Source organism: Micromonospora desertarenae (genome assembly GCF_056150265.1).
This window is the reverse complement of record NZ_JAXCFQ010000005.1, coordinates 509,532-531,914: the sequence shown is the minus strand read 5'-3', so window position 1 is coordinate 531,914 and position 22,383 is coordinate 509,532. Positions and strand designations below refer to the sequence as shown.

The following is a 22,383-nucleotide window of genomic DNA, read 5'->3' as shown; positions in this document are numbered from 1 at the left end:
CCTCCTACGCGTGCCGGTCATGTCGGCGCTGTCCCGTTCTCCCGCGGCCCGCCCGTCGGCAGGGCCCTCACAAGCCGCCCGGGCCGTCCCGTCTCGCGCGGCTGCGGTGGCGGCGGCGCCATGTCGGCGATGTGGGGGTGTTGCGGGAGGTCTGATGCCGGCATGTCGCCGATCTGGTGTCGATCATGGAGTGGCCGGGAACGTGGCATCCCCCGTGTCGCTGTGGGGTGGCGCGGAACGCGGGGGATGGTCGGCTGCTGACTGGTGCTGGACAGCCGGGTTGGTGCTGCCGGGCCGGTGCGCGGCCACGCTGGCGAACCCGGACCGGCGCCGGCCCGTGTCGCCCCTCGGCGCAGGGGAGGCGCGGCTCGCCCTCGAACGGGTGGGTCAGCGGCGGGTCGGGGTGGCGGTGACGAAGGCCCGCCAGTTCGCCGGGGCGAAGGTGAGCGCCGGGCCGGTCGGGTCCTTGCTGTCCCGGACGGCGACCACGCCGGGCAGGTTGTCGGCGACCTCGACGCACGCGCCGCCGTTGTTAGTGCTCCGGGAGGACTTGCGCCAGGCGGCGCGGGTCAGGTCCATGTCTTGGCCACTTCCTCGATCAGCCGGGCGGACTGCCGGCAAGGCAGTGCCTCACCCGTCACAGTCTCCCAGCGTCGTTCGAGGGCGGCAACGTCGTTAGGGCTGTCCACGGTCAGCCCACGGAGCTGGTTGTCCAGGTGGATCAGCTCGGCGCCGCTGGCGAGCCGGGCCAGGATGAACGAGCCGCCGAGCCCGGTGTGCCAGGGGGATTCCGCTGGCACGACGCGGACCTGCACATTCGGCTCCGCGCCGACGGCCAACAGGTGCGTCATCTGGTCGCGCATGGTGGCCCGATCGCCGACCTGCCGCCGCAGCGCCTGCTCGTCCAGGACCGCGACGAACTGGGGCCGCAGGTCGCCGGTCAACACGGCTTGCCGGGCCAACCGGGTCACCACCCGCGCCTCCAACTCGTCAGCGCTCAGCTCCCCGCCCACCCCGAGCATCGCCCGGGCGTACTCCTCGGTCTGGAGCAACCCGGGCACCGCGGTCGCCTCACTCCACCGCAGCGCCACCGTCTCCCGCTCGATCTCCTCCCAGGGGCGGAACCAGTCAGGCGCGGCGTGGAGCCGGATCAGCTCCAGCATGGCGACGAAGAGACCGCCGGTGTCCAGCACCGCGTCGACCCGGGCCAGGTAGTCCGGCTGGACCGGGCGTTCGCCGATCTCGACGGCGCTCACCTGCGACGACGAGTAGTTGATCAGCTTGCCCAGCTCCTCCTGGCTGAGCCCGCGCGCCTGGCGGGCCCGGCGGAGCTGACCCCGCAGGAACGTCAGTGTCGGTACCCGGGACATCGGTGCTCCCTCCCCTCGGCATCCGCGCCGGCACCGGACAGTAGGGGGTTGACCACGCTGCGGCGAGGCGTTGCCGGCGTGTCGCGGTATCCCGTGGCGGAACAGTGGCGGGACAGTGGCGACACGAGGTTCGGGCGCGTTGGCACTCTCCTTGACGGAGTGCTAGCCGAGGAATAACCTGCGATTAGCACTCTCACCCTGAGGGTGCCAGCTTCCGGGCCGCTCGGTCCGGGGCTGAACGCCAGGCGGACCGGCACCCGCGACGACGGCCCCGCCCGGTGGCATGTGGCAGATTGACGCTGGTCGGCATGCCGACCGGTAACGAAACCAGTACCCCAGGAGGGTATGCCCGTGACTACCGCGACCAAGGTTGCGATCAAGCCGCTCGAGGACCGGATCGTGGTCCAGGCGAACGAGGCTGAGACCACCACGGCGTCGGGCATCGTGATCCCCGACACCGCCAAGGAGAAGCCGCAGGAGGGCACCGTCCTCGCTGTCGGCCCGGGCCGGATCGACGACAAGGGCAACCGCGTGCCGATCGACGTCAAGGTCGGCGACACCGTCCTCTACTCGAAGTACGGCGGCACCGAGGTCAAGTACGCCGGCGAGGAGTACCTGGTGCTCTCCGCCCGCGACGTCCTCGCGGTCATCGAGAAGTAAGCAACCGATCAGTGTCGTTGCCCCGGTCCGGCTCGCCGGGCCGGGGCAACGTCGCTTCGAAGGGACATCCATGGCGAAGATCCTGAGCTTTTCGGACGACGCCCGGCACCTGCTCGAGCACGGTGTCAACGCCCTCGCGGACGCGGTGAAGGTCACCCTCGGCCCGCGCGGGCGCAACGTCGTCCTGGACAAGAAGTTCGGTGCGCCCACGATCACCAACGATGGTGTGACCATCGCCAAGGAGATCGAGCTCACCAACCCGTACGAGAACCTCGGCGCGCAGCTGGTCAAGGAGGTGGCGACCAAGACCAACGACGTCGCCGGCGACGGGACCACCACCGCGACCGTGCTGGCCCAGGCGATGGTCCGCGAGGGCCTGCGCAACGTGGCGGCCGGCGCCAACCCGACCGGCCTCAAGCGGGGCATCGACGCGGCGGCCAACAAGGTCTCCGAGGCGCTGCTGGCCCGCGCGGTCGAGGTGTCCGACAAGAAGGCGGTCGCGCACGTCGCGACGGTCTCGGCGCAGGACGCCGCCATCGGCGACCTGATCGCCGAGGCGATGGAGAAGGTCGGCCGCGACGGCGTCATCACCGTCGAGGAGGGCTCCACCCTGCACACCGAGCTGGACGTGACCGAGGGTCTCCAGTTCGACAAGGGCTTCATCTCGCCGAACTTCGTCACCGACGCGGAGGCGCAGGAGGCCGTCCTCGAGGACGCCTACATCCTGATCACCACGCAGAAGATCTCGGCGATCGAGGAGCTGCTGCCGCTGCTGGAGAAGGTCCTCCAGAACAACAAGCCGCTGCTGATCATCGCCGAGGACGTCGAGGGCCAGGCGCTGTCCACCCTGGTGGTCAACGCGATCCGCAAGACCGTCAAGGTCTGCGCGGTGAAGGCCCCGGGCTTCGGCGACCGCCGCAAGGCGATGCTGCAGGACATGGCGATCCTGACCGGCGCCGAGCTGGTCGCCCCGGAGCTGGGCTACAAGCTCGACCAGGTCGGCCTGGAGGTGCTCGGCACCGCCCGCCGCGTGGTGGTGGACAAGGAGAACACCACCATCGTCGACGGCGGCGGCCAGGCCAGCGAGGTCGCCGACCGGGTGGCCCAGATCCGCAAGGAGATCGAGGCCTCGGACTCCGAGTGGGACCGGGAGAAGCTCGCCGAGCGGCTGGCCAAGCTCTCCGGCGGCATCGCCGTCATCAAGGTGGGCGCGGCGACCGAGGTCGAGATGAAGGAGCGCAAGCACCGCATCGAGGACGCCATCGCGGCGACCAAGGCCGCGGTCGAGGAGGGCACCGTCCCCGGCGGTGGCGCCGCCCTGGCGCAGATCCTCTCGGCGCTCGACGACGACCTGGGCTTCACCGGCGACGAGAAGGTCGGCGTCTCGATCGTGCGCAAGGCGCTGGTCGAGCCGCTGCGCTGGATCGCCCAGAACGCCGGCCACGACGGCTACGTCGTGGTGCAGAAGGTGGTCGGCAAGGAGTGGGGCCACGGCCTCGACGCGGCCACCGGCGAGTACGTCGACCTGGCCGCCTCCGGCATCGTCGACCCGGTGAAGGTGACCCGCAACGCGGTCAGCAACGCCGCGTCGATCGCCGGCCTGCTGCTCACCACCGAGAGCCTCGTGGTGGAGAAGCCGGCCGAGCCGGAGCCGGCCGCCGCCGGTCACGGCCACTCGCACGGTCACGGCCACAGCCACCAGCACGGCCCGGGCTTCTGACCCGGTAGTACGACCGGTCCGGGGCACACCGTCACGCCGACGGTGTGCCCCGGCCGCGTTCCCGGCCCGGCGCGGGCCGGCGACGGTCGGGCGGGCGCGGCTCGCCGCCGCGCGGGACGGATTACGGAACGCTGACGTGGCTACCGGCCGGGCCGGGCGATCGGAAAGACTGGCCCGATGAGCACCACGACACGCCGGTACGCCGCGCTGGCCGGGTTCACCGCCGCCGCGGTGGCGATCGGCTCGGCCGAGCTGGTGGCGGTGCTGACCGGCCCCCGCTCGGCCCCGCTGGTGGCGGTCGGCGGGCTGGTCGTGGACACCGTTCCCGAGCCGCTCAAGCAGCTCGGCATCGCGCTCTTCGGCACGTACGACAAGATCGCGCTGCTGGTCGGGACGGCGCTGCTGCTCGGCGCGGTGGCCGCGCTGCTCGGGGTGCTGGCCGTCCGCCGGCTGGCGGTCGCCCTGGCCGGCATCGCGGCCTTCGCGGCGCTCGGGGTGGTCGCCGCGCTGACCCGGGCCGGCGCGGACCTCGCCGACGCCCTGCCCGCGCTGCTCGGCGCCGGGGCGGGGGCGCTGGTGCTCTGGCTCTTCGTGGCCGGCCCGCTGGAACTCGACCCGTGGCCCTGGTCGCCGCCCGAGCCACTGCCCGCCACCGCGCACCCGGCCAGCCCGGGGCCGACCGGGGCAGCGGACGCCGAGCCGGCCGAGCCGTTGGAACACACCGATCCGGAGTCGCGGCGGCGGTTCCTCACCGGGGCCGGGGTGCTGCTCGGCGCGGCCACCGTGGCCGGGCTGGGCGGGCGGTGGCTGGCCGGGCGGCGGGGCGTCTCGGCGGCCCGGGCGGCGGTGCGGCTGCCCGCCCCGGTCTCCGCCGCGCCGCCGGTGCCGGCCGGGGCCGACCTGTCGCTGACCCAGCTCGCGCCCTACGTCACGCCGAATCTCGGCTTCTACCGGATCGACACCGCGCTGGTGGTGCCGCAGGTGGACCCGGAGACCTGGCGGCTGCGCATCCACGGGCGGGTCCGCCGGCCGCTCACGCTCAGCTTCGCAGACCTGCTGGCCCGGCCGCTGGTCGAGCGGTACGTGACCCTGGCCTGCGTGTCCAACGAGGTCGGCGGCGACCTGATCGGCAACGCCCGCTGGCTGGGCGTGCCGCTGAAGGACCTGCTGGACGAGGTGGAGCCCGAGGAGGGCGCCGACCAGGTGGTCGGGCGGTCGGTGGACGGCTGGACCTGCGGCACCCCGACGGCGGTGCTGCGCGACGGGCGGGACGCCCTGCTGGCGGTGGGCATGAACGGCGAGCCGCTGCCGGTCGAGCACGGCTTCCCGGTGCGGATGGTGGTGCCCGGCCTGTACGGCTACGTCTCGGCCTGCAAGTGGGTGACCGAGCTGGAGCTGACCAGCTTCGCCGACTTCGACGCGTACTGGGTGCCGCGCGGCTGGTCGGCGCAGGGGCCGGTGAAGACCCAGTCGCGGATCGACAGGCCCCGGGAGGGCAACCGGCTCACCGCCGGCCCGATCACCGTGGCCGGGGTGGCCTGGGCCCAGCACCGGGGCATCCGCCGGGTGGAGGTCCGGGTCGACGAGGGCCCGTGGCAGGAGGCGGACCTGGCCGCCACGGTCTCGGTGGACACCTGGGTGCAGTGGTCGTGGCGGTGGGACGCCACACCAGGCGAGCACACCCTCCAGGTGCGGGCGACCGACGCCACCGGCGAAACCCAGACCGCCCGCCGCCAGGACGTCGCCCCCGACGGCGCCACCGGCTGGCACACCGTCCCCCTCACCATCCGCTGACCCCCCCGAGTCCCGGTTGATCATGAGGTTGACGGCGTAAGTCGAGATCGACACCGCCGTCAACCTCATGATCACCGGGGGGCGGGGGCGGGGGCGGGGGCGGGGGCAGGGCAGGGCGGGGCGGGGTGGGGGCGGGGCGGGGGCGCAGTGCGACGCCACGCCCGGGGGGCGTGGCGTCGCGGTGGGTGCTGGGGGTGGGTCAGGCGATCTTGCGTTGGGCGGGGACGGCGGTCTTGTGCGGGCGGCCCAGGCGGGCCTCCAGGCGGGCCACGTCGACCCGGGTCTGCCGGCGGTCGGCCAGGTCCTCCCAGCCCATGGCGAGCAGGCGCAGCCGCTCGGACTCGCTGAAGCCGCCCCACACGCCGTACGGCTCGCGGACCGAGAGCGCGTGCGCCGCGCACTCGGCGCGCACCGGGCAGGTGCGGCAGACCGCCTTGGCACCGGACTCGCGGCGCAGGCGGGAGGAGCCGCGCTCGCCGTCGGGGTGGAAGAACTGGGCGCTGTCGCGGCCCCGGCAGGCACCGAGCCGCTGCCAGTCCCACAGATCGACGATGGGTCCGGGCAGTCTACGTACGTTCGACATCAGCACCCCTCCTCCCGCGCGGCACCGCGAGATCCTTCTGGCCGGCTAACCGGGCGGCGGGCCGCGCTGGCGCACCGTTCCCGGCCTGGACCTCCCGGTACCCGAGCTTTTGCCGACTCACACTTCTGTGATCGAAAACTTCCGGCAACTTGCGGCATATGCCCTAACTGTCGGAAAAGTTCGGAGGATTGCCGGGAACCCCCTCGGGGGTGCGCCCGGTCATGGTCTGCTCATTGGCGGAGAGGAGACCCACTGTGCGTACGGTTCTCGTGTGCGTTCGGACACCGCTCGCCGCCCAGCACCTGACCTCGGCGGCGGCCCGGCTCGGGCTGTCCGCGGTGGTGCGGACCGCCGTCTCCGATCCCGAGGTGATGCTGCGCCTGGCCGAGCGGCCGGCCGACGTGGTGCTCGCCGACACGGCGCTCACCCGGCCGGACAGCGCCGGCTTCGTCCGCCGGGTGCTCGCCCGCGCGCCGCAGGCCGCCGTGGTGCTGCTCGGGGCGGAGGAGTCGGAGGCGGCCGCCGCCACCATCAGCGCCGGCGCCCGGGGCCTGATCCAGGGGGTCGACCACGACCTGACCAGCGCGGTGGCCAAGGCGCTGCTGCTGCTCTCCGCCCCCGGCCGCGCGGCCCGGCACCGGATCACCGACCCGGCCCGGGACACCGCCGCGGTCGGCGGCCCGGGTCGCCCGGCGCAGGGCGGCCGGCCGTCGGGCGAGCCCAACCCGACCTGGCCGGCCGGATCGGCCGAGGGGGCCGGCGGCGCCCCGGCGGTGGTGCCGGTGCAGCGCGGTGACGACCCGGCCGAGCCGGCCGCCGGCGAGCCGGAGGAGGCCGCGCCGGAGCCGCGCCGCGGCGCGCCGGCCAACCGGTCGAACCGGGCGCCGGTCGGGCTGACCGAGCGGGAACTCCAGGTGCTGCTCGGCATGGCCGAGGGCAAGAGCAACGCGGAGATCGGCCGGGAACTGTTCGTCTCGGAGGACACCGTCAAGACGCACGCCCGCCGGCTCTTCCGCAAGCTCGGCGCCCGGGACCGGGCGCACGCGGTGGCCGCCGGCTTCCGGGCCGGCCTGGTGGCCTGACCCGCCGCGACCGCCGTCGCCCGCGGGTCCGGGTCGAGTCCGGTGCCGCCGGGACCTACTCGCTGAGCTGCACCGCGTTGGACGTCCACGCGCGGGGCCGGGCGGGCTGCCGCGCCGGGCCACCGGAACCGCCCACTGGGCGTCAGTCGGCGGAGCCGGGCTCGTCCTCGGTGCCCTCGGTCAGGGTGTCGTGCACCCCGTCGGCGTAGCCCCGGGCGTAGTCCCAGGTGACGTAGTGGTCCGGATCCGGGTCGTAGGCCGGCTCGTGCACCCGGGGACGGCCGGAGCTGAGCAGGTGGCGCAGGTTGCCGCGGAGCAGGTCCCAGTCGAAGTAGTGCGGCTCCCGGCAGTCCTCACACTCGATCACCAGCCCGCGGATCCCGATCGGGGCCAGCAGCGCCTGGTAGATCTCCAGGTCGGCGAGATCCTCCAGCACGTCCTGGCGCTCGCCCTCGGTCAGCGGGTCGAGCGGGGCGTCGTCGCCGGGATCGTGCAGGCCCGCTGCCGGATCGGCCGGGTCGCCGTTGAACGGGTCGATGGGCTCGTCGTGCACACCATCACCGTAGACCTCCCGCAGCGGCGACGCCCGCCCCCCGGCCGGCGGTGTCCGCGCCCGCCGCCGGCGGGTCCGGCCCAGGTCACTGGGTACGATGGGGCGACGCGCCGTCACCCGGCGTACGCCGGTGCCCGTCCGCGCCACCTCGCTGAAGCCCGTCCGAGCAGCTCAGGGGAGCAATCGTGGAAATTTCGCCCAGCACCGACCTGTCGAGCGGCGCCGACCACGGCGAGCTGGGCGGTCACCTGCCGGAGCTGCCCGCCGGCTCCGCCCGGGTGGTGCCGCTCGGGCTGACCTTCGACGACGTGCTGCTCCAGCCGGGCGAGTCGGACGTCGTGCCGAGCCGGGTGAACACCGTCACCAAGCTCACCCGCAACATCAACCTCAGCGTGCCGCTGCTGTCCAGCGCGATGGACACGGTGACCGAGGCGCGGATGGCGATCGCGATGGCCCGCCAGGGCGGCATCGGCGTGCTGCACCGCAACCTCTCCCTGGAGGACCAGGCGCTCCAGGTCGACCTGGTCAAGCGCTCCGAGTCGGGCATGATCACCAACCCGGTGACCGCCAGCCCGGAGGACACCCTGCGCGACGTCGACGCGCTCTGCGGGCGCTACCGCATCTCCGGCGTGCCGGTGGTGGACGCCGAGGGCCAGCTGGTCGGCATCGTGACCAACCGCGACATGCGCTTCGTCTCCGACCCGGCCACCCCGGTCCGCGAGATCATGACCCGGACCCCGCTGGTCACCGCCCCGGTCGGGGTGAGCAAGGAGGACGCGCTCGGCCTGCTCCGCCAGCACAAGGTGGAGAAGCTGCCGATCGTCGACGACTCCGGCAAGCTGCGCGGGCTGATCACCGTCAAGGACTTCACCAAGAGCGAGCAGTACCCCAACGCCACCAAGGACGAGGCGGGCCGGCTGCGGGTTGCCGCGGCCGTCGGGGTGGGCGAGGACGCGTACAAGCGGGCCCGGGCGCTGGTCGACGCCGGCGTCGACGTGCTGATCGTGGACACCGCGCACGGCCACCAGCGGGCCGTGCTGGACATGGTCCGCCGGCTCAAGAAGGACGTGGGCATCGAGATCGTCGGCGGCAACGTGGCCACCTACGCCGGTGCGAAGGCGCTGGTCGACGCCGGTGCCGACGGGGTGAAGGTCGGCGTCGGCCCGGGCGCCATCTGCACCACCCGGATCGTCGCCGGGGTCGGCGTACCGCAGATCACCGCGATCATGGAGGCCGCCCGGGCCGCCCGCCCGGCCGGCGTGCCGGTGATCGGCGACGGCGGCATCCAGTACTCCGGCGACATCGCCAAGGCCCTGGTGGCCGGCGCCGACACGGTGATGCTCGGCAGCCTGCTGGCCGGCTGCGAGGAGAGCCCCGGCGAGCTGATCTTCATCAACGGCAAGCAGTACAAGGCGTACCGCGGGATGGGCTCGCTGGGCGCTATGCAGTCCCGTGGCCAGGGCAAGTCCTACTCCAAGGACCGCTACTTCCAGCAGGACGTGCTCGCCGAGGACAAGCTCGTCCCGGAGGGCGTGGAGGGCCAGGTGCCCTACCGCGGGCCGCTCGCCACGGTCGCCCACCAGCTCGTCGGTGGGCTGCGCGCCGCGATGGGGTACGTCGGCGCGGAGAGCATCCCCGAGCTGCACCGGCGCGGCCAGCTCATCCGGATCACGGCGGCCGGGCTCAAGGAGAGCCACCCGCACGACATCCAGATGACTGTCGAGGCGCCCAACTACCACTCCCGCTGACCCCCACCACACCACCCCCGAAGACACCTGGAGTCCCCCATGCGTGACGTGGTCGAGATCGGGCTGGGTAAGACCGCGCAACGCGGCTACCACCTGGACGACATCGCCATCGTGCCGAGCCGCCGCACCCGGGACGTCGACGACGTCTCGACCAACTGGCAGCTCGACGCCTACCAGTTCGGCATCCCCTGCGTCGGGCACCCCTCCGACGCCACCATGAGCCCGGCCTCCGCGGTCCGGCTCGGCCAGCTCGGCGGCCTCGGCGTGCTCAACGTCGAGGGGCTGTGGACCCGCTACGAGAACCCGACCAAGGTGCTCGAGGAACTGGCCGCGCTCGACGAGGACGCCCGCGCCACCAAGCGGCTCCAGGAGGTGTACGCCGAGCCGATCCGCCCGGACCTGATCGCCGAGCGGGTCCGCGAGCTGCGGGCCGGCGGTGGGACGGTGGCCGTCCGGGTCTCCCCGCAGCACACCCTCGCGCTGGCCCCGGTGATCCTGGACGCCGGCGTGGACATCCTGGTCATCCAGGGCACCATCGTCTCGGCCGAGCACGTGTCGACCACCGACGAGCCGCTCAACCTCAAGGAGTTCATCGCCGACCTCGACCTGCCGGTCATCGTCGGCGGCTGCACCGACTACAAGACCGCGCTGCACCTGATGCGGACCGGCGCGGCCGGCGTGATCGTCGGCATCGGCGGCGACGAGTGGTCCACCACCGAGTCGGTGCTCGGCATCCGGGTGCCGATGGCCACCGCGATCGCGGACGCCGCGGCGGCCCGGCGGGACTACCTGGACGAGACCGGCGGCCGGTACGTGCACCTGATCGCCGACGGCGACCTGCAGACCTCCGGCGACATCGCCAAGGCGCTGGGCTGCGGCGCGGACGCGGTGATGCTCGGCGAGCCGCTGTCGCTCTGCACCGAGGCGCCGGCCGGCGGCGCCTGGTGGCACTCCGCCGCCAGCCACCCGTCGCTGCCCCGCGGCGCGTTCGAGGTGGCCGGCGAGCCGCTCGGCTCGATGGAGCAGCTGCTCTTCGGCCCGGCCGACGAGCCGGACGGGCAGCTCAACCTCTTCGGCGGGCTGCGCCGCGCGATGGCCAAGTGCGGCTACCGCGACCTCAAGGAGTTCCAGAAGGTCGGCCTGGTCCTCGACCGCTGACGCGCCGCCAAGAGACGCCACCCGCACCGGCCGCGCCGATAGGCTCGGCCGGTGCGTCGTACTCGTGACCTGATCCCGCTGGCGCTGGCCACCGTGGCGGTGCTCGGGCTGCTGACCGGCTGCCCCGGCGACCGGCAGGGCGACCCCGACGGCCTCCGTCCGGGCAGCGCCGACCTCGCCGACCCGTACGTGCCCGGCGCCGGCAACGGCGGATACGACGTCTCGCACTACCGGCTGGCGGTCCGGTACGACCCGGCGACCGACCGGTTGAGCGGACGCGCGACGGTCACCGCCACGGCCAGTCACGGGCTGTCCCGGTTCACCCTCGACCTGGTCGGCCTCGACGTCAGCGCGGTCACCGTCGGCGGGCAGCGCGCCGAGCACCGGCGCGACGGCGACGAGCTGGTGGTCACCCCGGCCGACGGGATCCCGCAGGGCCGGCAGTTCGCGGTCGAGGTCGAGTACGCCGGGGTGCCCGCCCCGGTCCCCGACGGCGTGCTGGGCAACGGCGGCTTCCAGCACACCGCCGACGGCGCGATAGCGCTCGGCCAGCCGCACTCGGCGGCCACCTGGTTCCCGGTCAACGACCACCCGTCCGACAAGGCCACCTACGACATCGAGGTGACCGTGCCGGAGGGGCTGGAGGCGTTGAGCAACGGGGTGCCGGGGGAGCAGACCACCGCCGACGGCTGGACCACCTGGCGCTGGGCCGAGCGGGCACCGATGGCCAGCTACCTGACCACCCTGGTGATCGGCGACTACCAGGTGCGCACCGGCACCCACGCCGGCAAGCCGATGGTCACCGCCGTACCGGCGGGCCTGCCGGCGACCGGCCCGGAGGCCGCCTCGCTCGCCCGCACCGGGGAGATCGCCGACTTCCTGGCCAGCCGCTTCGGGCCGTACCCGTTCGACTCGTACGGCGGGATCGTGGTCACCGACGACCGGATCGGCTACGCGCTGGAGACCCAGTCGCGGCCGGTGTACGGGCCGGGCTTCTTCCGCGGCGGCCGGCCCAACACCGGGGTGGTCGCCCACGAGCTGGCCCACCAGTGGTTCGGCAACAGCGTCGCGCTGACGAAGTGGCAGGACATCTGGCTCAACGAGGGGTTCGCCAGCTACGCGGAGTGGCTGTGGGAGGAGCACGACGGCGGCCGCACCGCGCAGCGCAACTTCGAGCTCCAGTACGCCGCCACCGACTGGTCCCGCCCGTCCGTCGACCCGGGACCGACGCAGATGTTCGGCACCGCCGTCTACAAGCGCGGTGCGCTGGCCGTGCACGCGCTGCGCCGCACCGTCGGCGACGAGACCTTCTTCCGCATCCTGCGGAGCTGGACCGCCGAGCGGCGCAACGGCAACGCCACCACCGCCGACCTGATCGCGCTCGCCGAACGGGTCGCCGGGCGGTCGCTGCGCCCGCTCTTCGACGCCTGGCTGGTCGGGGGCAGCGCCCCCGCCCTGCCGTGACGGGTCCTTGATCGACGGTCGGTAGGCTGCCGCCGGGCGGGCCGGCCGCGACGCGGGTCCGCCGGTGGCCACCGCCCGGCCGGACCGGCCGGCGGGACGGCCCGTCGGCACAGGGAGGGGCGAGGCGATGGCGCTGCCGCGGCGGGTTCTGCTGGTTACCGGCCTGCTGGTCACCGGGGCGCTCGGCGTGGGCGGGTGCGGGTCCCCGGCGGAGCCCGGGATCGACTCGGCCGCCCCGTCGCCGAGCAGCACCCGGCAGTTCAAGCCCGGCGGCGCCGGCGCGGGCGACGAATACTTCCCGACCTACGGCAACGGTGGCTACGACGTCGGCCGGTACACGGTCAAGGTGCGCTACGACCCGGCGACGGACCGGCTCACCGGCACCACCACCGTGCAGGCCGCCGCGACCGCGAACCTGTCCGCGTTCAACCTCGACCTGGCCGGGTTGACCGTGCGCGAGGTGACGGTGGACGCCGCCCCCGCCCGGCACTCCCGCAAGGGCGACGAACTGGTGGTCACCCCGGCCCGCGGCCTGATCGCCGGCAACGGCTTCGTCGCCGAGATCAGCTACGACGGCGAGCCGGAGCCGCTGCGTACCGAGGCCCTCGGCCAGGGCGGGTTCCTGCACACCTCCGACGGCGCCATCGCGCTCGGCCAGCCGGAGTCGGCGAGCACCTGGTTCCCGGTCAACGACCATCCCTCCGACAAGGCCAGCTACGACTTCGAGATCACCGTGCCGGACGGGCTGACCGCGGTGAGCAACGGCGTGCCGGTGGGCCGGAGCAGCGCGGACGGCTGGACCACCTGGAGGTGGGCCGAGCGCAACCCGATGGCGAGCTACCTGAGCATGGTGGCGATCGGGAAGTTCCGGCTGACCCGGGGCGAGCACAAGGGACGGCCGGTGTTCCACGCGGTCACCACGAAGCTCGCCGAGGGAGCGGCGGACCGGTCGATCGCCGAGACGGTGAAGGTCGCCGACTACCTGGAGCGGCTCTTCGGGCCGTACCCGTTCGAGTCGTACGGCGGGGTGGTGGTCTCCGACGACCGGATCCGGTACGCGCTGGAGACGCAGAGCCGCCCGGTCTACGCCGCGTCCTTCTTCCGGCAGGGCGAGAACACCGGGGTGGTCGCGCACGAGCTGGCCCACCAGTGGTTCGGCAACAGCGTGGCGCTGACCAGGTGGCAGGACATCTGGCTCAACGAGGGGCTGGCCACGTACGCCGAGTGGCTCTGGACCGAGCACGACGGCGGGCGGAGCGCCGCGCGGACCTTCGACGCCCGGTACGCCGCCGCCAGCAGCCGGGTCTGGCGGACCCCGCCGGGCAGGCCGGGGGTGGAGAACCTGTTCGGCGAGTCGGTCTACCAGCGCGGCGCGATGACCGTGCACGCGCTGCGGGTGGCGGTCGGCGACAAGGCGTTCTTCGAGATCCTCAAGACCTGGGCGGCGGAGAAGCGGGACGGCAACGGCAGCACCGCCCAGTTCGTGGCACTGGCCGAGCGGATCTCCGGCGAGCGGCTGGACGACCTCTTCGACGACTGGCTCTACGGCACCGAGCGTCCCGCCCGCCCCGAGCGACTCTGACCCCGGCCCACCCCGGGCGGGCGTCGAACACCGTGCCCCCGCGCGGCGCTGCCGCCCGGGCGGCCGGGTCAGGTCTTGACCCGCAGCTGCGGGTGCTCGGCGAGGTGGGCGTCGGCGCGGCCGGCGCGCAGCGCGGTGAGGAAGTCCCGGCCGACCTTGGTGAGCTGCTCGCCCCGGTAGCCGCTGCCCCGGCCGACCGACGCGCCCGGGAGCCCGACCAGGACGAACCGCTCCGGCGGCAGCTCGCCGAGGGCGTACGCGAAGTCGACGATCCGCCGCCCGCCGAGCGCGGAGTAGACCAGCGTGTCGCCGAGCGCGGCGACCACCTGCTCGACCCGTTGCGGCTGCCGGGCCAGGTCCTGGTCGAGGATCTTCCGGACCAGGGCCCGGACCAGTTGCTGCTGGTGCCGTTGCCGGGCGTAGTCGCCTCCGGTGAGGTAGCGCTGCCGGGCGTAGTCGAGCGCCTGCCAGCCGGTCAGGTGCCGCTGGCCCTTCTCGTAGACCATCTGCGGCCCGGTGTAGCCGCCCGGCGCCGGGTCGCGGTGCCGGCCGTCCGGGCGGCGGTGCCGGGAGGCCACCCGCTGGTCGACGTAGATGTCCACCCCGCCGAGGGTGTCCACCAGCTTGTCGAAGCCGCCGAAGGTGACCACCGCGCCGGCGTCGATGCGCAGCCCGGTGTAGCCGCTGACGGCACTGCGCAGCAACTCGTACCCCTGCGCGGTGCTCGGCTGCTTCGGCTTGCCCGGCACCCGGCTGCCGTAGCTCATCGCGTGGGTCAGCTTGGTCCGCCCGCCCCGGTAGCCGGCCTTGGGGTAGGCCGGGATGTCCACCACCAGGTCGCGGGGGAGCGAGAAGAGGTATGCCCGGCCCAGCCCCTTCGGCACGTGCAGCACCAGGACGGCGTCGGCGTGCGGCTCCCAGCCCGGCACGCTGACCCGGGTGTCCACGCCGACCAGCAGCAGGTTGAGCGGGCCGGTGATGTCGGCGCCCGGCGGTGGGCCGGTCGGGCTGGCGCTGGCGCTCGGCGGGCCGGCCGGGGTGGCGCTCGGCGTGCCCGCTGCCCTCGTGCCGGACCCGCCGTCGGCCCCGACCAGCCGGGTCACCACGACGCCGGCCGTCGCCACCAGCACCACGGCGGTGAGCAGCACCAGCCCCAGCAGCCAGCGCCGCCGTGGCGTCCGCGATCGGAGGACCATGTCGACCCCTCTCCCCGTACCTGACTCGACGCTCCGACGGTGGCCTCGGGTTGCGTCCGGGGCGGCGGGGCGGTGGACGGGGTGCATGATCGCGCGAAAACTGGCCCTGGCGCGACAGCTACTGACCGGTAATGATGCGTCCATGCGGTACGACGTGCTCGTCATCGGGTCCGGCTTCGGCGGCAGCGTCACCGCGCTCCGGCTCGCCGAGAAGGGCTACACCGTCGGCGTGCTGGAGGCCGGGCGGCGATTCGCCGACCACGAGTTCCCGCAGACCTCCTGGCGGCTGCGCCGCTTCCTCTGGGCGCCGCGGCTCGGCTGCTACGGCCTGCAACGGATCACCCTGCTGCGCCCGGCCGACCGGCGGGCCGGCGGCGGGGTGATGGTGCTCTCCGGCACCGGGGTCGGCGGCGGTTCGCTGGTCTACGCGAACACCCTCTACGAGCCGCTGCCGGCCTTCTACGCCGACCCGCAGTGGCGGGACATCACCGACTGGCGCGACGAACTGGCCCGGCACTACGACCAGGCGAAGCGGATGCTCGGCGTCACCACGTACCCGATGGTCACCGGCGCGGACCGGGCGATGCGGGCGGTGGCCGAGCGGATGGGGGTGGGGCACACAGTGCACGCCACCCCGGTCGGGGTGCACATCGGGCGGCCGGGCGAGCGGGTGGCCGACCCCTACTTCGGCGGCGCCGGGCCGGAGCGCACCGGCTGCACGCACTGCGGCTCCTGCATGACCGGCTGCCGCCAGGGTGCGAAGAACACGCTGGTGAAGAACTACCTCTGGCTGGCCGAGCGGCTCGGCGTCCAGGTGCACCCGCTGACCACGGTGACCGCGGTCCGGCCGGCGGCGGACGGCGGCTACGCGGTGCAGACCGTCCGCACCGGGGCCTGGCTGCGCCGGCGCCGCCAGGTGATCCACGCCGACCAGGTGGTCTTCGCCGCCGGCGCGCTCGGCACCCAGCGGCTGCTGCACGAGATGAAGGCCACCGGCGCGCTGCCCGCGCTCTCGCCCCGGCTCGGCGAGCTGACCCGGACCAACTCGGAGGCGATCCTCGGCGCCTCGGTGTCCCGCCGGCAGGCCCGGGAGCGGGGGCTCGACTTCACCGAGGGGGTGGCGATCACCAGCTCGTTCCACCCCGACCCGCAGACCCACATCGAGCCGGTCCGCTACGGCCGGGGCTCCAACGCCATGGGGCTGCTCCAGTCGCTGCTGGTCGACGGCGGGCCGCACCGGCTGCGCCGGTGGCTGGGCATCCTGCTGCGCCAGCCCGGCACGGCGGCCCGGATGCTGAGCGTGCGCGGCTGGTCGGAGCGTACGGTGATCGCCCTGGTCATGCAGTCCGCGGACAACTCGCTGACCACCCGGTTCCGGCGCGGCCCGTTCGGCCGGCGGCTGGTCTCCGGGCCCGGGCACGGCACCCCCAACCCGACCTGGATCCCGGCCGGCAACACCGCCGCCCGGCTGCTCGCCGAGGAGATCGGCGGGGTGCCCGGCGGCTCGCTCACCGAGCCGTTCGACATCCCGATGACCGCGCACATCCTGGGCGGGGCGGTGATCGGCGCCACGGCGGCCGACGGGGTGATCGACCCCTGGCACCGGGTCTACGGGCACCCCGGGCTGCACGTGGTGGACGGCGCGGCGATCTCGGCGAACCTCGGGGTGAACCCCTCGCTGACCATCACCGCCCAGGCCGAACGCGCCATGTCGTTCTGGCCCAACAAGGGCGAACCGGACCCCCGGCCCCCACTCGGCTCCCCCTACCGCCGCCTGGACCCGATCCCCCCGCGCCACCCCGCGGTCCCGGCCACCGCCCCCGGCGCCCTCCGCCCCTGACCCACCCCGGCCCCGACCGCCGCGATCTTGCACTTGCCGCCCGGGCAAAAGCCGCACGTGCCGCAGAACGGGGGCGGAAAGCGCAAGATCGCGGCGGGGTGGGGCGCGGGGCGGGACCGGGTGGGGGTGGTGCGGCGGGGTGTGGGCGGGAAGGGCCGTGACGGTGGGTAGGCTTTCTGCGCATGAGCACGCCTCGCCCCGTCCTCGTGGTGGACTTCGGAGCCCAGTACGCCCAGCTCATCGCGCGCCGGGTGCGCGAGGCCAACGTCTACTCGGAGATCGTGCCGCACTCGATGCCGGTCACCGAGATGCTGGCGAAGAACCCGGCGGCGATCATCCTCTCCGGCGGCCCGGCCAGCGTCTACGCCCCGGACGCCCCGCAGATCGACGCCGGCATGTTCGACGCCGGGGTGCCGGTCTTCGGTATCTGCTACGGCTTCCAGGCGATGGCCCAGGCCCTCGGCGGCACGGTGGCCCGCACCGGCAACCGTGAGTACGGCGGCACCCCGCTGCGCGCCCGCCCCGAGGCCGGCGTGCTGCTCCGCGAGCTGCCGGACGACCTGCCGGTCTGGATGAGCCACGGCGACTGCGTGACCGAGGCCCCGGCCGGCTTCACGGTGACCGCCGAGTCGGCGGGGGCGCCGGTGGCCGCGTTCGAGGACCTGGCCGGCCGCCGGGCCGGTGTGCAGTTCCACCCGGAGGTCGGGCACACCGCGCACGGCCAGGAGATGCTCCGCCGCTTCCTCTACGACATCGCCGGCATCGAGCCCACCTGGACGGCGGAGAACATCATCGACGAGCAGGTGGCCCGGATCCGCGAGCAGGTCGGCGACAAGGAGGTCATCTGCGGCCTGAGCGGCGGGGTCGACTCGGCGGTCGCCGCCGCGCTCGTGCACAAGGCCGTCGGCGACCAGCTCACCTGCGTCTTCGTCGACCACGGTCTGCTGCGCGCCGGCGAGGCCGAGCAGGTGGAGAAGGACTACGTCGCCGCCACCGGCATCAAGCTCAAGGTGGTCGACGCCGCCGACCGGTTCCTCGGCGCGCTGGCCGGGGTGACCGACCCGGAGCAGAAGCGCAAGATCATCGGCCGGGAGTTCATCCGGGTCTTCGAGGCCGCCGCCCGCGAGGTCGCCGCGCACGGCGACGTCGAGTTCCTGGTGCAGGGCACCCTCTACCCGGACGTGGTGGAGTCCGGCGGCGGCACCGGCACCGCCAACATCAAGAGCCACCACAACGTCGGCGGCCTCCCGGAGGACCTGAAGTTCGCCCTGGTCGAGCCGCTGCGCACGCTCTTCAAGGACGAGGTCCGCACGCTCGGCCTCCAGCTCGGCCTGCCCGAGGCGATGGTCTGGCGGCACCCGTTCCCGGGGCCGGGCCTGGCCATCCGGATCATCGGCGCGGTGGACCGGGAGCGGCTGGACGTGCTGCGCCGGGCCGACCTGATCGCCCGCGAGGAGCTGAGCGCCGCCGGGCTGGACCGGGGCGTCTGGCAGTTCCCGGTGGTGCTCCTGGCCGACGTGCGCAGCGTCGGGGTGCAGGGCGACGGGCGCAGCTACGGGCATCCCGTGGTGCTGCGCCCGGTCTCCAGCGAGGACGCGATGACCGCCGACTGGTCCCGGCTGCCGTACGAGGTGGTCGCGAGGATCTCCACCCGGATCACCAACGAGGTCGCCGAGGTCAACCGGGTGGTGCTGGACGTGACCAGCAAGCCGCCGGGCACCATCGAGTGGGAGTGACCCCGGCTCACCCGGCCGGGGGCGCGGCCGGCGGGTAGGCCGGCGGCACCACGGTGGTCGGCGCGGCGGTGGGCTGCGGCACGGTGGGTGGCGCGGCCTCCGCCGGGTGCGGCCAGGCGGGCGCGTCGGCCGGCTCCTCGGGCATCAGGAACCACATGATCGGGTACGCGAGCAGCGCGAGCCCGCCGGTGAGCAGACCGGTGACGGCGAAGACGACCCGCACCAGGGTGGGGTCGACGGCGAAGTAGCGGCCGAGGCCGCTGGCCACCCCGGCCACCATCCGGTCGGTGGTCGGGCGGCGGAGCTGCTTGTACGGGGCCTGGGGAGGGCTGGTGTGTGTCATGCCTCAACCCTCCGCGCGGGCGGCCGGATCGACCTCGGTGACCGCCCGGAGCCTTACCCTGACCGGCCCCTGATTCGGGAGACTTGAGTCAGGAATCTGACTCTTTTCGATGCCGGTAACCGGCGCCGGGGAGAATTTCCTCCCGTGACCACCACGCTCACGCCGCTTCGCAGGATCGCGGCATACGCAGTCTGTGCCGACCCGCTCGACCGGGTGTTGCTGGTCCGCGCGTCGGAGCGGTCCGGCACACCGGGCACGTGGTCGCTGCCCGGTGGGGCGGTCGACCACGGCGAGGACCCGAACCACACGGTGGTCCGGGAGACGGCCGCCGAGACCGGCCTCTCGGTCACCGTCGACGGCCTCGACGACGTGCTGGCCGACATGCGGGCGCTGCCCGAGCGGGGCATCACGATCCACACCGACCGGCTGATCTACCGGGTCTCGGTCCGCGGCGGGACGCTCACCGACCGGGTCGGCCGGCCGACCGACCTGGCCCGCTGGTTCACCCGCGAGGAGGCCGCCGAGCTGCCGCTGCGCTCGTTCACCGCGCGCGCCCTCGGCCTGCCCGCCTCCTCGGCCGACGTGGTGCCGGACGAGCCGCCGGAGTTCCCCTCGTTCTACGCGGTGCCCGGCCCGGACGGGCTGCACCGGGCGCAGCGCTTCGCCGCGTACGCGGTCTGCACCGACCCGGAGGGGCGGGTGCTGCTCACCCGGGTGGCCGACGGCTACCCCGGCGCCGGCTGCTGGCACCTGCCCGGCGGCGGCACCGACTACGGCGAGCAGCCGGGCGCGGCGCTGATCCGGGAGCTGGTCGAGGAGACCGGGCAGACCGGCCGGCTGGTCGAGCTGCTCGGCGTGGCCAGTCACCGCGACGCCGCCTCGCTCGGCCCGGAGGGCTACCCGATCGACTGGCACGGCGTCCGCGCGTTCTACCGGGTGGTGGTCGACCAGCCCGCCCCGCCCACGGTCGCCGACGTCGGCGGCTCCACCTGCGAGGCCCGCTGGTTCGCCCCGGCCGAGCTGGGCGCCCTGCCCACCGACCGCCTCACCGAGGTCACCGCCGAAGCCGTCCAGGCCGCCCGCCTCGCCTGACCTGGGCCACCCCCGCCCGTTGATCATGAGGTTGACCGGCCGGCACGCCGCCCCCGGTGCCGCTAACCTCATGATCGACGGGGTGGAGCCGGTGTGGGGGAGCGGCGGGTGGTGCGGGAAGCGCGGCGGGTGGGGGCATACGGGGTGTGCGAGGACGCCGGGCGGGTGGTGCTGGCGCGGGGGTCGGCCGCGGGCCCGTACCCGGGGGTCTGGCAGCTGCCGGGCGGCGGGGTGGAGCACGCGGAGCACCCGGCGCACGCCGTGGTCCGCGAGTTCGCCGAGGAGACCGGCCTCACGGTCGAGGTGACCGGGCTGCGAGCCGTCCTGGCGGACGTGACCACCTTCCCTGACGCCGGTGTCGCGGTGCACACCGACCGGCTGGTGTTCGACGTGGTGGTGCGGGGCGGCGAGGCCCGGCCGGAGCCGGCCGGCGGCAGCGACGAGATCGGCTGGTTCACCCCGGCCGAGGCGGCCGAGGTGCCCCTGATGCCGTTCACCGCCGAACTGCTCGGCGTGCCCGTGTCGCCCCTGCCGCCCGACCTGCCCCGATCACTGCCGGCCGAGCAGGCCGGCCCGCCACCGGCGGACCGGCGGCTGCGCTTCGGGGCGTACGGGCTGGTGACCGACCCGACCGGGCGGGTGCTGCTCACGATGATCGCGGACGGCTACCCGGGGGCGGGCCGCTGGCACCTGCCCGGCGGTGGCACCGACCACGGCGAGCAGCCGGTCGCCGCGCTGCTGCGGGAACTGGTCGAGGAGGGCGGCCAGCTCGGCCGGGTGGTCGAGCTGATCGGGGTGGACAACCTGCACAACCCCGCCGCCCTCGGCCCGGAGGGCCGCCCGCTGGACTGGCACGGCGTCCGGGTGATCTACCGGGTGGCGGTGGACGCGCCCACCGAGGCGCGGGTGACCGAGCTGGCCGGCGGCTCCACCGCCCGGGCCGCCTGGTTCGCCCCCGACCAGTTGGCCGGGCTGCCGCTCACCGAGATCGCCGCCAAGGTGGTCCCGCGCCCGGGTCGCTGACCGGCGCGGACCGGGGCGCGGACCGGCCCGGTCCGGGGCGCTGACCGGGCGCGGACCGGCGCGGCCGGGGGCGCCCGGCGCGGCCGGGGGCGCCCGGCGGATCGTCGCCGGGCTGCGGGAACCGGACAACCGGGTGGACAGCACCCGCTCGCCGAGCTGAGGTGGGCACGCTCCGGTACAGTCGGGGTGGGGTTGGTGGAGGAAACGGGCGATGGAGCCCGGGATGGGAATAAGAGAGCGGTTCGAGCGGTTTAAGGGAGATATAAGTACCGCCGGCAGCTATCGCCAATCCCCGTTCCCCTATGCGATGGTGTACTCCGCAAAACGGCTGCCGGGCCGAAGCGGTCCGGCAAGAGACAGCCGGACGCCCCCGCCCTCGCGGCGGCCAGCCGATCCGGTGATGGAGGAAACGTGCCGAGAGCCCCATGGCGCCGGCGTCGTACGACTGACAGTCCGCGCCCCGCAGGGCGTCGCTGGGCGGGCCCGTTGCGCCGCAGCAGCACGTTCGCCCGCCAGGTGCTGCTGGTCCGGGTGGGTCGCCGGGACGGCGGCCCCCAGTCCGCCACCGACGTCGCGCTACCGGAGCACCGTTACGCCGATCGACCCGGTCGCCGTTACGGCCTGAGCCGGATCCGTCGAGCCCAGGTCGAGGCGGTGATGCCGGTCAGCCCGGCCCTCGCGCCCGCCGCGCCGGTCGACGAGTCGCCCTCGATGTCGATCCCGCTGCTGCCCGGCGAGCGGACGGCCGCCCGCCGGATGAAGTTCGCGGTGGTCAACGCGTGCACCCTGGCCAGCCTCATGCTCGGCATGCTGGCGATCTTCCTCGCCATGCAGGGCGAGGTGCGGGTGGCCGCGCTCTGCCTGATCGCCTGCGTCGCCTTCGACGGGCTGGACGGCGCGCTGGCCCGCAAGCTCGGCGTGGCCAGCCCGTTCGGCGCGCAGATGGACTCGCTGGCCGACATGTGCTCGTTCGGCCTCGCCGCCCCGGTGGTGGTCTACGCCTCACTCGCCGGGTCGGTCTCCACGCCGGCCGCCGCGGTGGCCTGCGCGCTGGTCGCCGCGTGTGCGGCGATCCGGCTGGCCCGGTTCAACGTCTCGCCCAAGGACGGCCGGTTCTTCTGCGGGGTGCCCACCACCATGGCCGCCGCGGTGCTCGCGCTGACCGTCGCCATCGGGCTGCCCGTGCCGGGCCCGGTGCTGGTGGCCGGGGTGGCCGTGCTGGCCTTCACGATGGTCTCCAGCTTCCCGTACGCCAAGCTCGCCCGGCTGGTCAAGCTGCCGCCGTGGGTGTGGCTGGCCCCGGTGATCGGCGCGCTGGTCGACGTGCGGCTGACCTTCGCCCTGGTCGTGGTCGGCTACCTGGTCAGCGGCCCGGTGCTCTGGCTGCGCCAGCGCCGTACCGCCTGACCCCGGACAAGCGAGAAGGGGGCGCCGCCACC

The 22,383-nt window shown here is 74.1% G+C and carries 19 protein-coding genes; 13 read left to right on the top strand and 6 right to left on the bottom strand.

Going from position 1 to position 22,383, the window contains the following annotated elements; all coding sequences use genetic code 11:
- Positions 1 to 387: 387 nt before the first annotated feature.
- A complete protein-coding gene (locus SM577_RS14055) occupies positions 388 to 579 on the bottom strand; it encodes a DUF397 domain-containing protein (protein ID WP_474579490.1) in 192 nt (63 codons plus the stop codon).
- A complete protein-coding gene (locus SM577_RS14050; RefSeq protein WP_474587047.1) occupies positions 570 to 1,370 on the bottom strand; it encodes a helix-turn-helix domain-containing protein in 801 nt (266 codons plus the stop codon). The genes SM577_RS14055 and SM577_RS14050 overlap by 10 nt, the downstream gene beginning before the upstream one ends.
- A 345-nt stretch (positions 1,371 to 1,715) precedes the next feature.
- Between SM577_RS14050 and groES the strand changes: the two genes are divergently transcribed.
- The 3 genes from groES (at position 1,716) to SM577_RS14035 (ending at position 5,544) form a co-directional block, all read left to right on the top strand.
- The gene (gene groES / locus SM577_RS14045; RefSeq protein ID WP_018222648.1) at positions 1,716 to 2,030 is read left to right on the top strand and encodes a co-chaperone GroES; all 315 of its coding nucleotides are present in this window, start codon (positions 1,716 to 1,718) and stop codon (positions 2,028 to 2,030) included.
- Between the two features lie 70 nt (positions 2,031 to 2,100).
- Entirely contained in the window at positions 2,101 to 3,750 is a 1,650-nt protein-coding gene (gene groL / locus SM577_RS14040; protein WP_474587046.1) for a chaperonin GroEL, read from the top strand.
- A gap of 177 nt (positions 3,751 to 3,927) precedes the next feature.
- On the top strand, positions 3,928 to 5,544 hold the full coding sequence (locus tag SM577_RS14035; RefSeq protein WP_474579493.1) for a molybdopterin-dependent oxidoreductase: 1,617 nt from the start codon (positions 3,928 to 3,930) through the stop codon (positions 5,542 to 5,544).
- Between the two features lie 199 nt (positions 5,545 to 5,743).
- Here SM577_RS14035 and SM577_RS14030 read toward each other — a convergent pair whose 3' ends face one another.
- A complete protein-coding gene (locus SM577_RS14030; protein ID WP_474579494.1) occupies positions 5,744 to 6,127 on the bottom strand; it encodes a WhiB family transcriptional regulator in 384 nt (127 codons plus the stop codon).
- A gap of 254 nt (positions 6,128 to 6,381) precedes the next feature.
- On the opposite strand from SM577_RS14030, the gene SM577_RS14025 reads away from it, so the two are divergent.
- Positions 6,382 to 7,209 (top strand): helix-turn-helix transcriptional regulator, encoded by an 828-nt coding sequence (locus tag SM577_RS14025; RefSeq protein ID WP_302919454.1) that lies wholly within the window; start codon positions 6,382 to 6,384, stop codon positions 7,207 to 7,209.
- 142 nt (positions 7,210 to 7,351) lie between these two features.
- Here SM577_RS14025 and SM577_RS14020 read toward each other — a convergent pair whose 3' ends face one another.
- Positions 7,352 to 7,762, bottom strand: a complete 411-nt coding sequence (locus SM577_RS14020; RefSeq protein ID WP_302919453.1) for a DUF5319 domain-containing protein — start codon at positions 7,760 to 7,762, stop codon at positions 7,352 to 7,354.
- Positions 7,763 to 7,947: 185 nt separating this feature from the next.
- On the opposite strand from SM577_RS14020, the gene guaB reads away from it, so the two are divergent.
- The 4 genes from guaB to SM577_RS14000 all read left to right on the top strand — a co-directional run bounded on the left by guaB (position 7,948) and on the right by SM577_RS14000 (position 13,714).
- Positions 7,948 to 9,510 carry an IMP dehydrogenase gene (gene guaB / locus SM577_RS14015; protein WP_302919452.1) on the top strand — a complete coding sequence of 521 codons (1,563 nt, stop codon included), beginning with the start codon at positions 7,948 to 7,950 and terminating at the stop codon, positions 9,508 to 9,510.
- Between the two features lie 39 nt (positions 9,511 to 9,549).
- Positions 9,550 to 10,668 (top strand): GuaB3 family IMP dehydrogenase-related protein, encoded by a 1,119-nt coding sequence (locus SM577_RS14010; RefSeq protein ID WP_088991960.1) that lies wholly within the window; start codon positions 9,550 to 9,552, stop codon positions 10,666 to 10,668.
- A gap of 51 nt (positions 10,669 to 10,719) precedes the next feature.
- Positions 10,720 to 12,132 carry a M1 family metallopeptidase gene (locus SM577_RS14005; RefSeq protein ID WP_474587045.1) on the top strand — a complete coding sequence of 471 codons (1,413 nt, stop codon included), beginning with the start codon at positions 10,720 to 10,722 and terminating at the stop codon, positions 12,130 to 12,132.
- 127 nt (positions 12,133 to 12,259) lie between these two features.
- Positions 12,260 to 13,714, top strand: a complete 1,455-nt coding sequence (locus SM577_RS14000; RefSeq protein ID WP_474587044.1) for a M1 family metallopeptidase — start codon at positions 12,260 to 12,262, stop codon at positions 13,712 to 13,714.
- 68 nt (positions 13,715 to 13,782) lie between these two features.
- Here SM577_RS14000 and SM577_RS13995 read toward each other — a convergent pair whose 3' ends face one another.
- Positions 13,783 to 14,910, bottom strand: coding sequence for an LCP family protein (locus SM577_RS13995; RefSeq protein WP_302919450.1), 1,128 nt, complete (start codon positions 14,908 to 14,910; stop codon positions 13,783 to 13,785).
- 142 nt (positions 14,911 to 15,052) lie between these two features.
- On the opposite strand from SM577_RS13995, the gene SM577_RS13990 reads away from it, so the two are divergent.
- Positions 15,053 to 16,750, top strand: coding sequence for an FAD-dependent oxidoreductase (locus SM577_RS13990; protein WP_302919449.1), 1,698 nt, complete (start codon positions 15,053 to 15,055; stop codon positions 16,748 to 16,750).
- Positions 16,751 to 16,932: 182 nt separating this feature from the next.
- Positions 16,933 to 18,486: a glutamine-hydrolyzing GMP synthase gene (gene guaA / locus SM577_RS13985; RefSeq protein ID WP_474587043.1), complete on the top strand. Its 1,554-nt coding sequence runs from the start codon at positions 16,933 to 16,935 to the stop codon at positions 18,484 to 18,486.
- Between the two features lie 7 nt (positions 18,487 to 18,493).
- Here guaA and SM577_RS13980 read toward each other — a convergent pair whose 3' ends face one another.
- A complete protein-coding gene (locus tag SM577_RS13980; protein WP_302919447.1) occupies positions 18,494 to 18,829 on the bottom strand; it encodes a PspC domain-containing protein in 336 nt (111 codons plus the stop codon).
- 144 nt (positions 18,830 to 18,973) lie between these two features.
- Here SM577_RS13980 and SM577_RS13975 point away from each other — a divergent pair, with 144 nt between their 5' ends.
- From SM577_RS13975 to SM577_RS13965, 3 genes are all read left to right on the top strand, one after another.
- Entirely contained in the window at positions 18,974 to 19,921 is a 948-nt protein-coding gene (locus SM577_RS13975; RefSeq protein ID WP_302919446.1) for an NUDIX domain-containing protein, read from the top strand.
- 111 nt (positions 19,922 to 20,032) lie between these two features.
- On the top strand, positions 20,033 to 20,944 hold the full coding sequence (locus SM577_RS13970) for an NUDIX hydrolase (protein WP_474587075.1): 912 nt from the start codon (positions 20,033 to 20,035) through the stop codon (positions 20,942 to 20,944).
- Between the two features lie 486 nt (positions 20,945 to 21,430).
- Complete coding sequence (locus SM577_RS13965; protein WP_302919445.1) at positions 21,431 to 22,351, top strand: CDP-alcohol phosphatidyltransferase family protein; 921 nt, start codon at positions 21,431 to 21,433, stop codon at positions 22,349 to 22,351.
- The last annotated feature ends 32 nt before the right edge of the window (positions 22,352 to 22,383 follow it).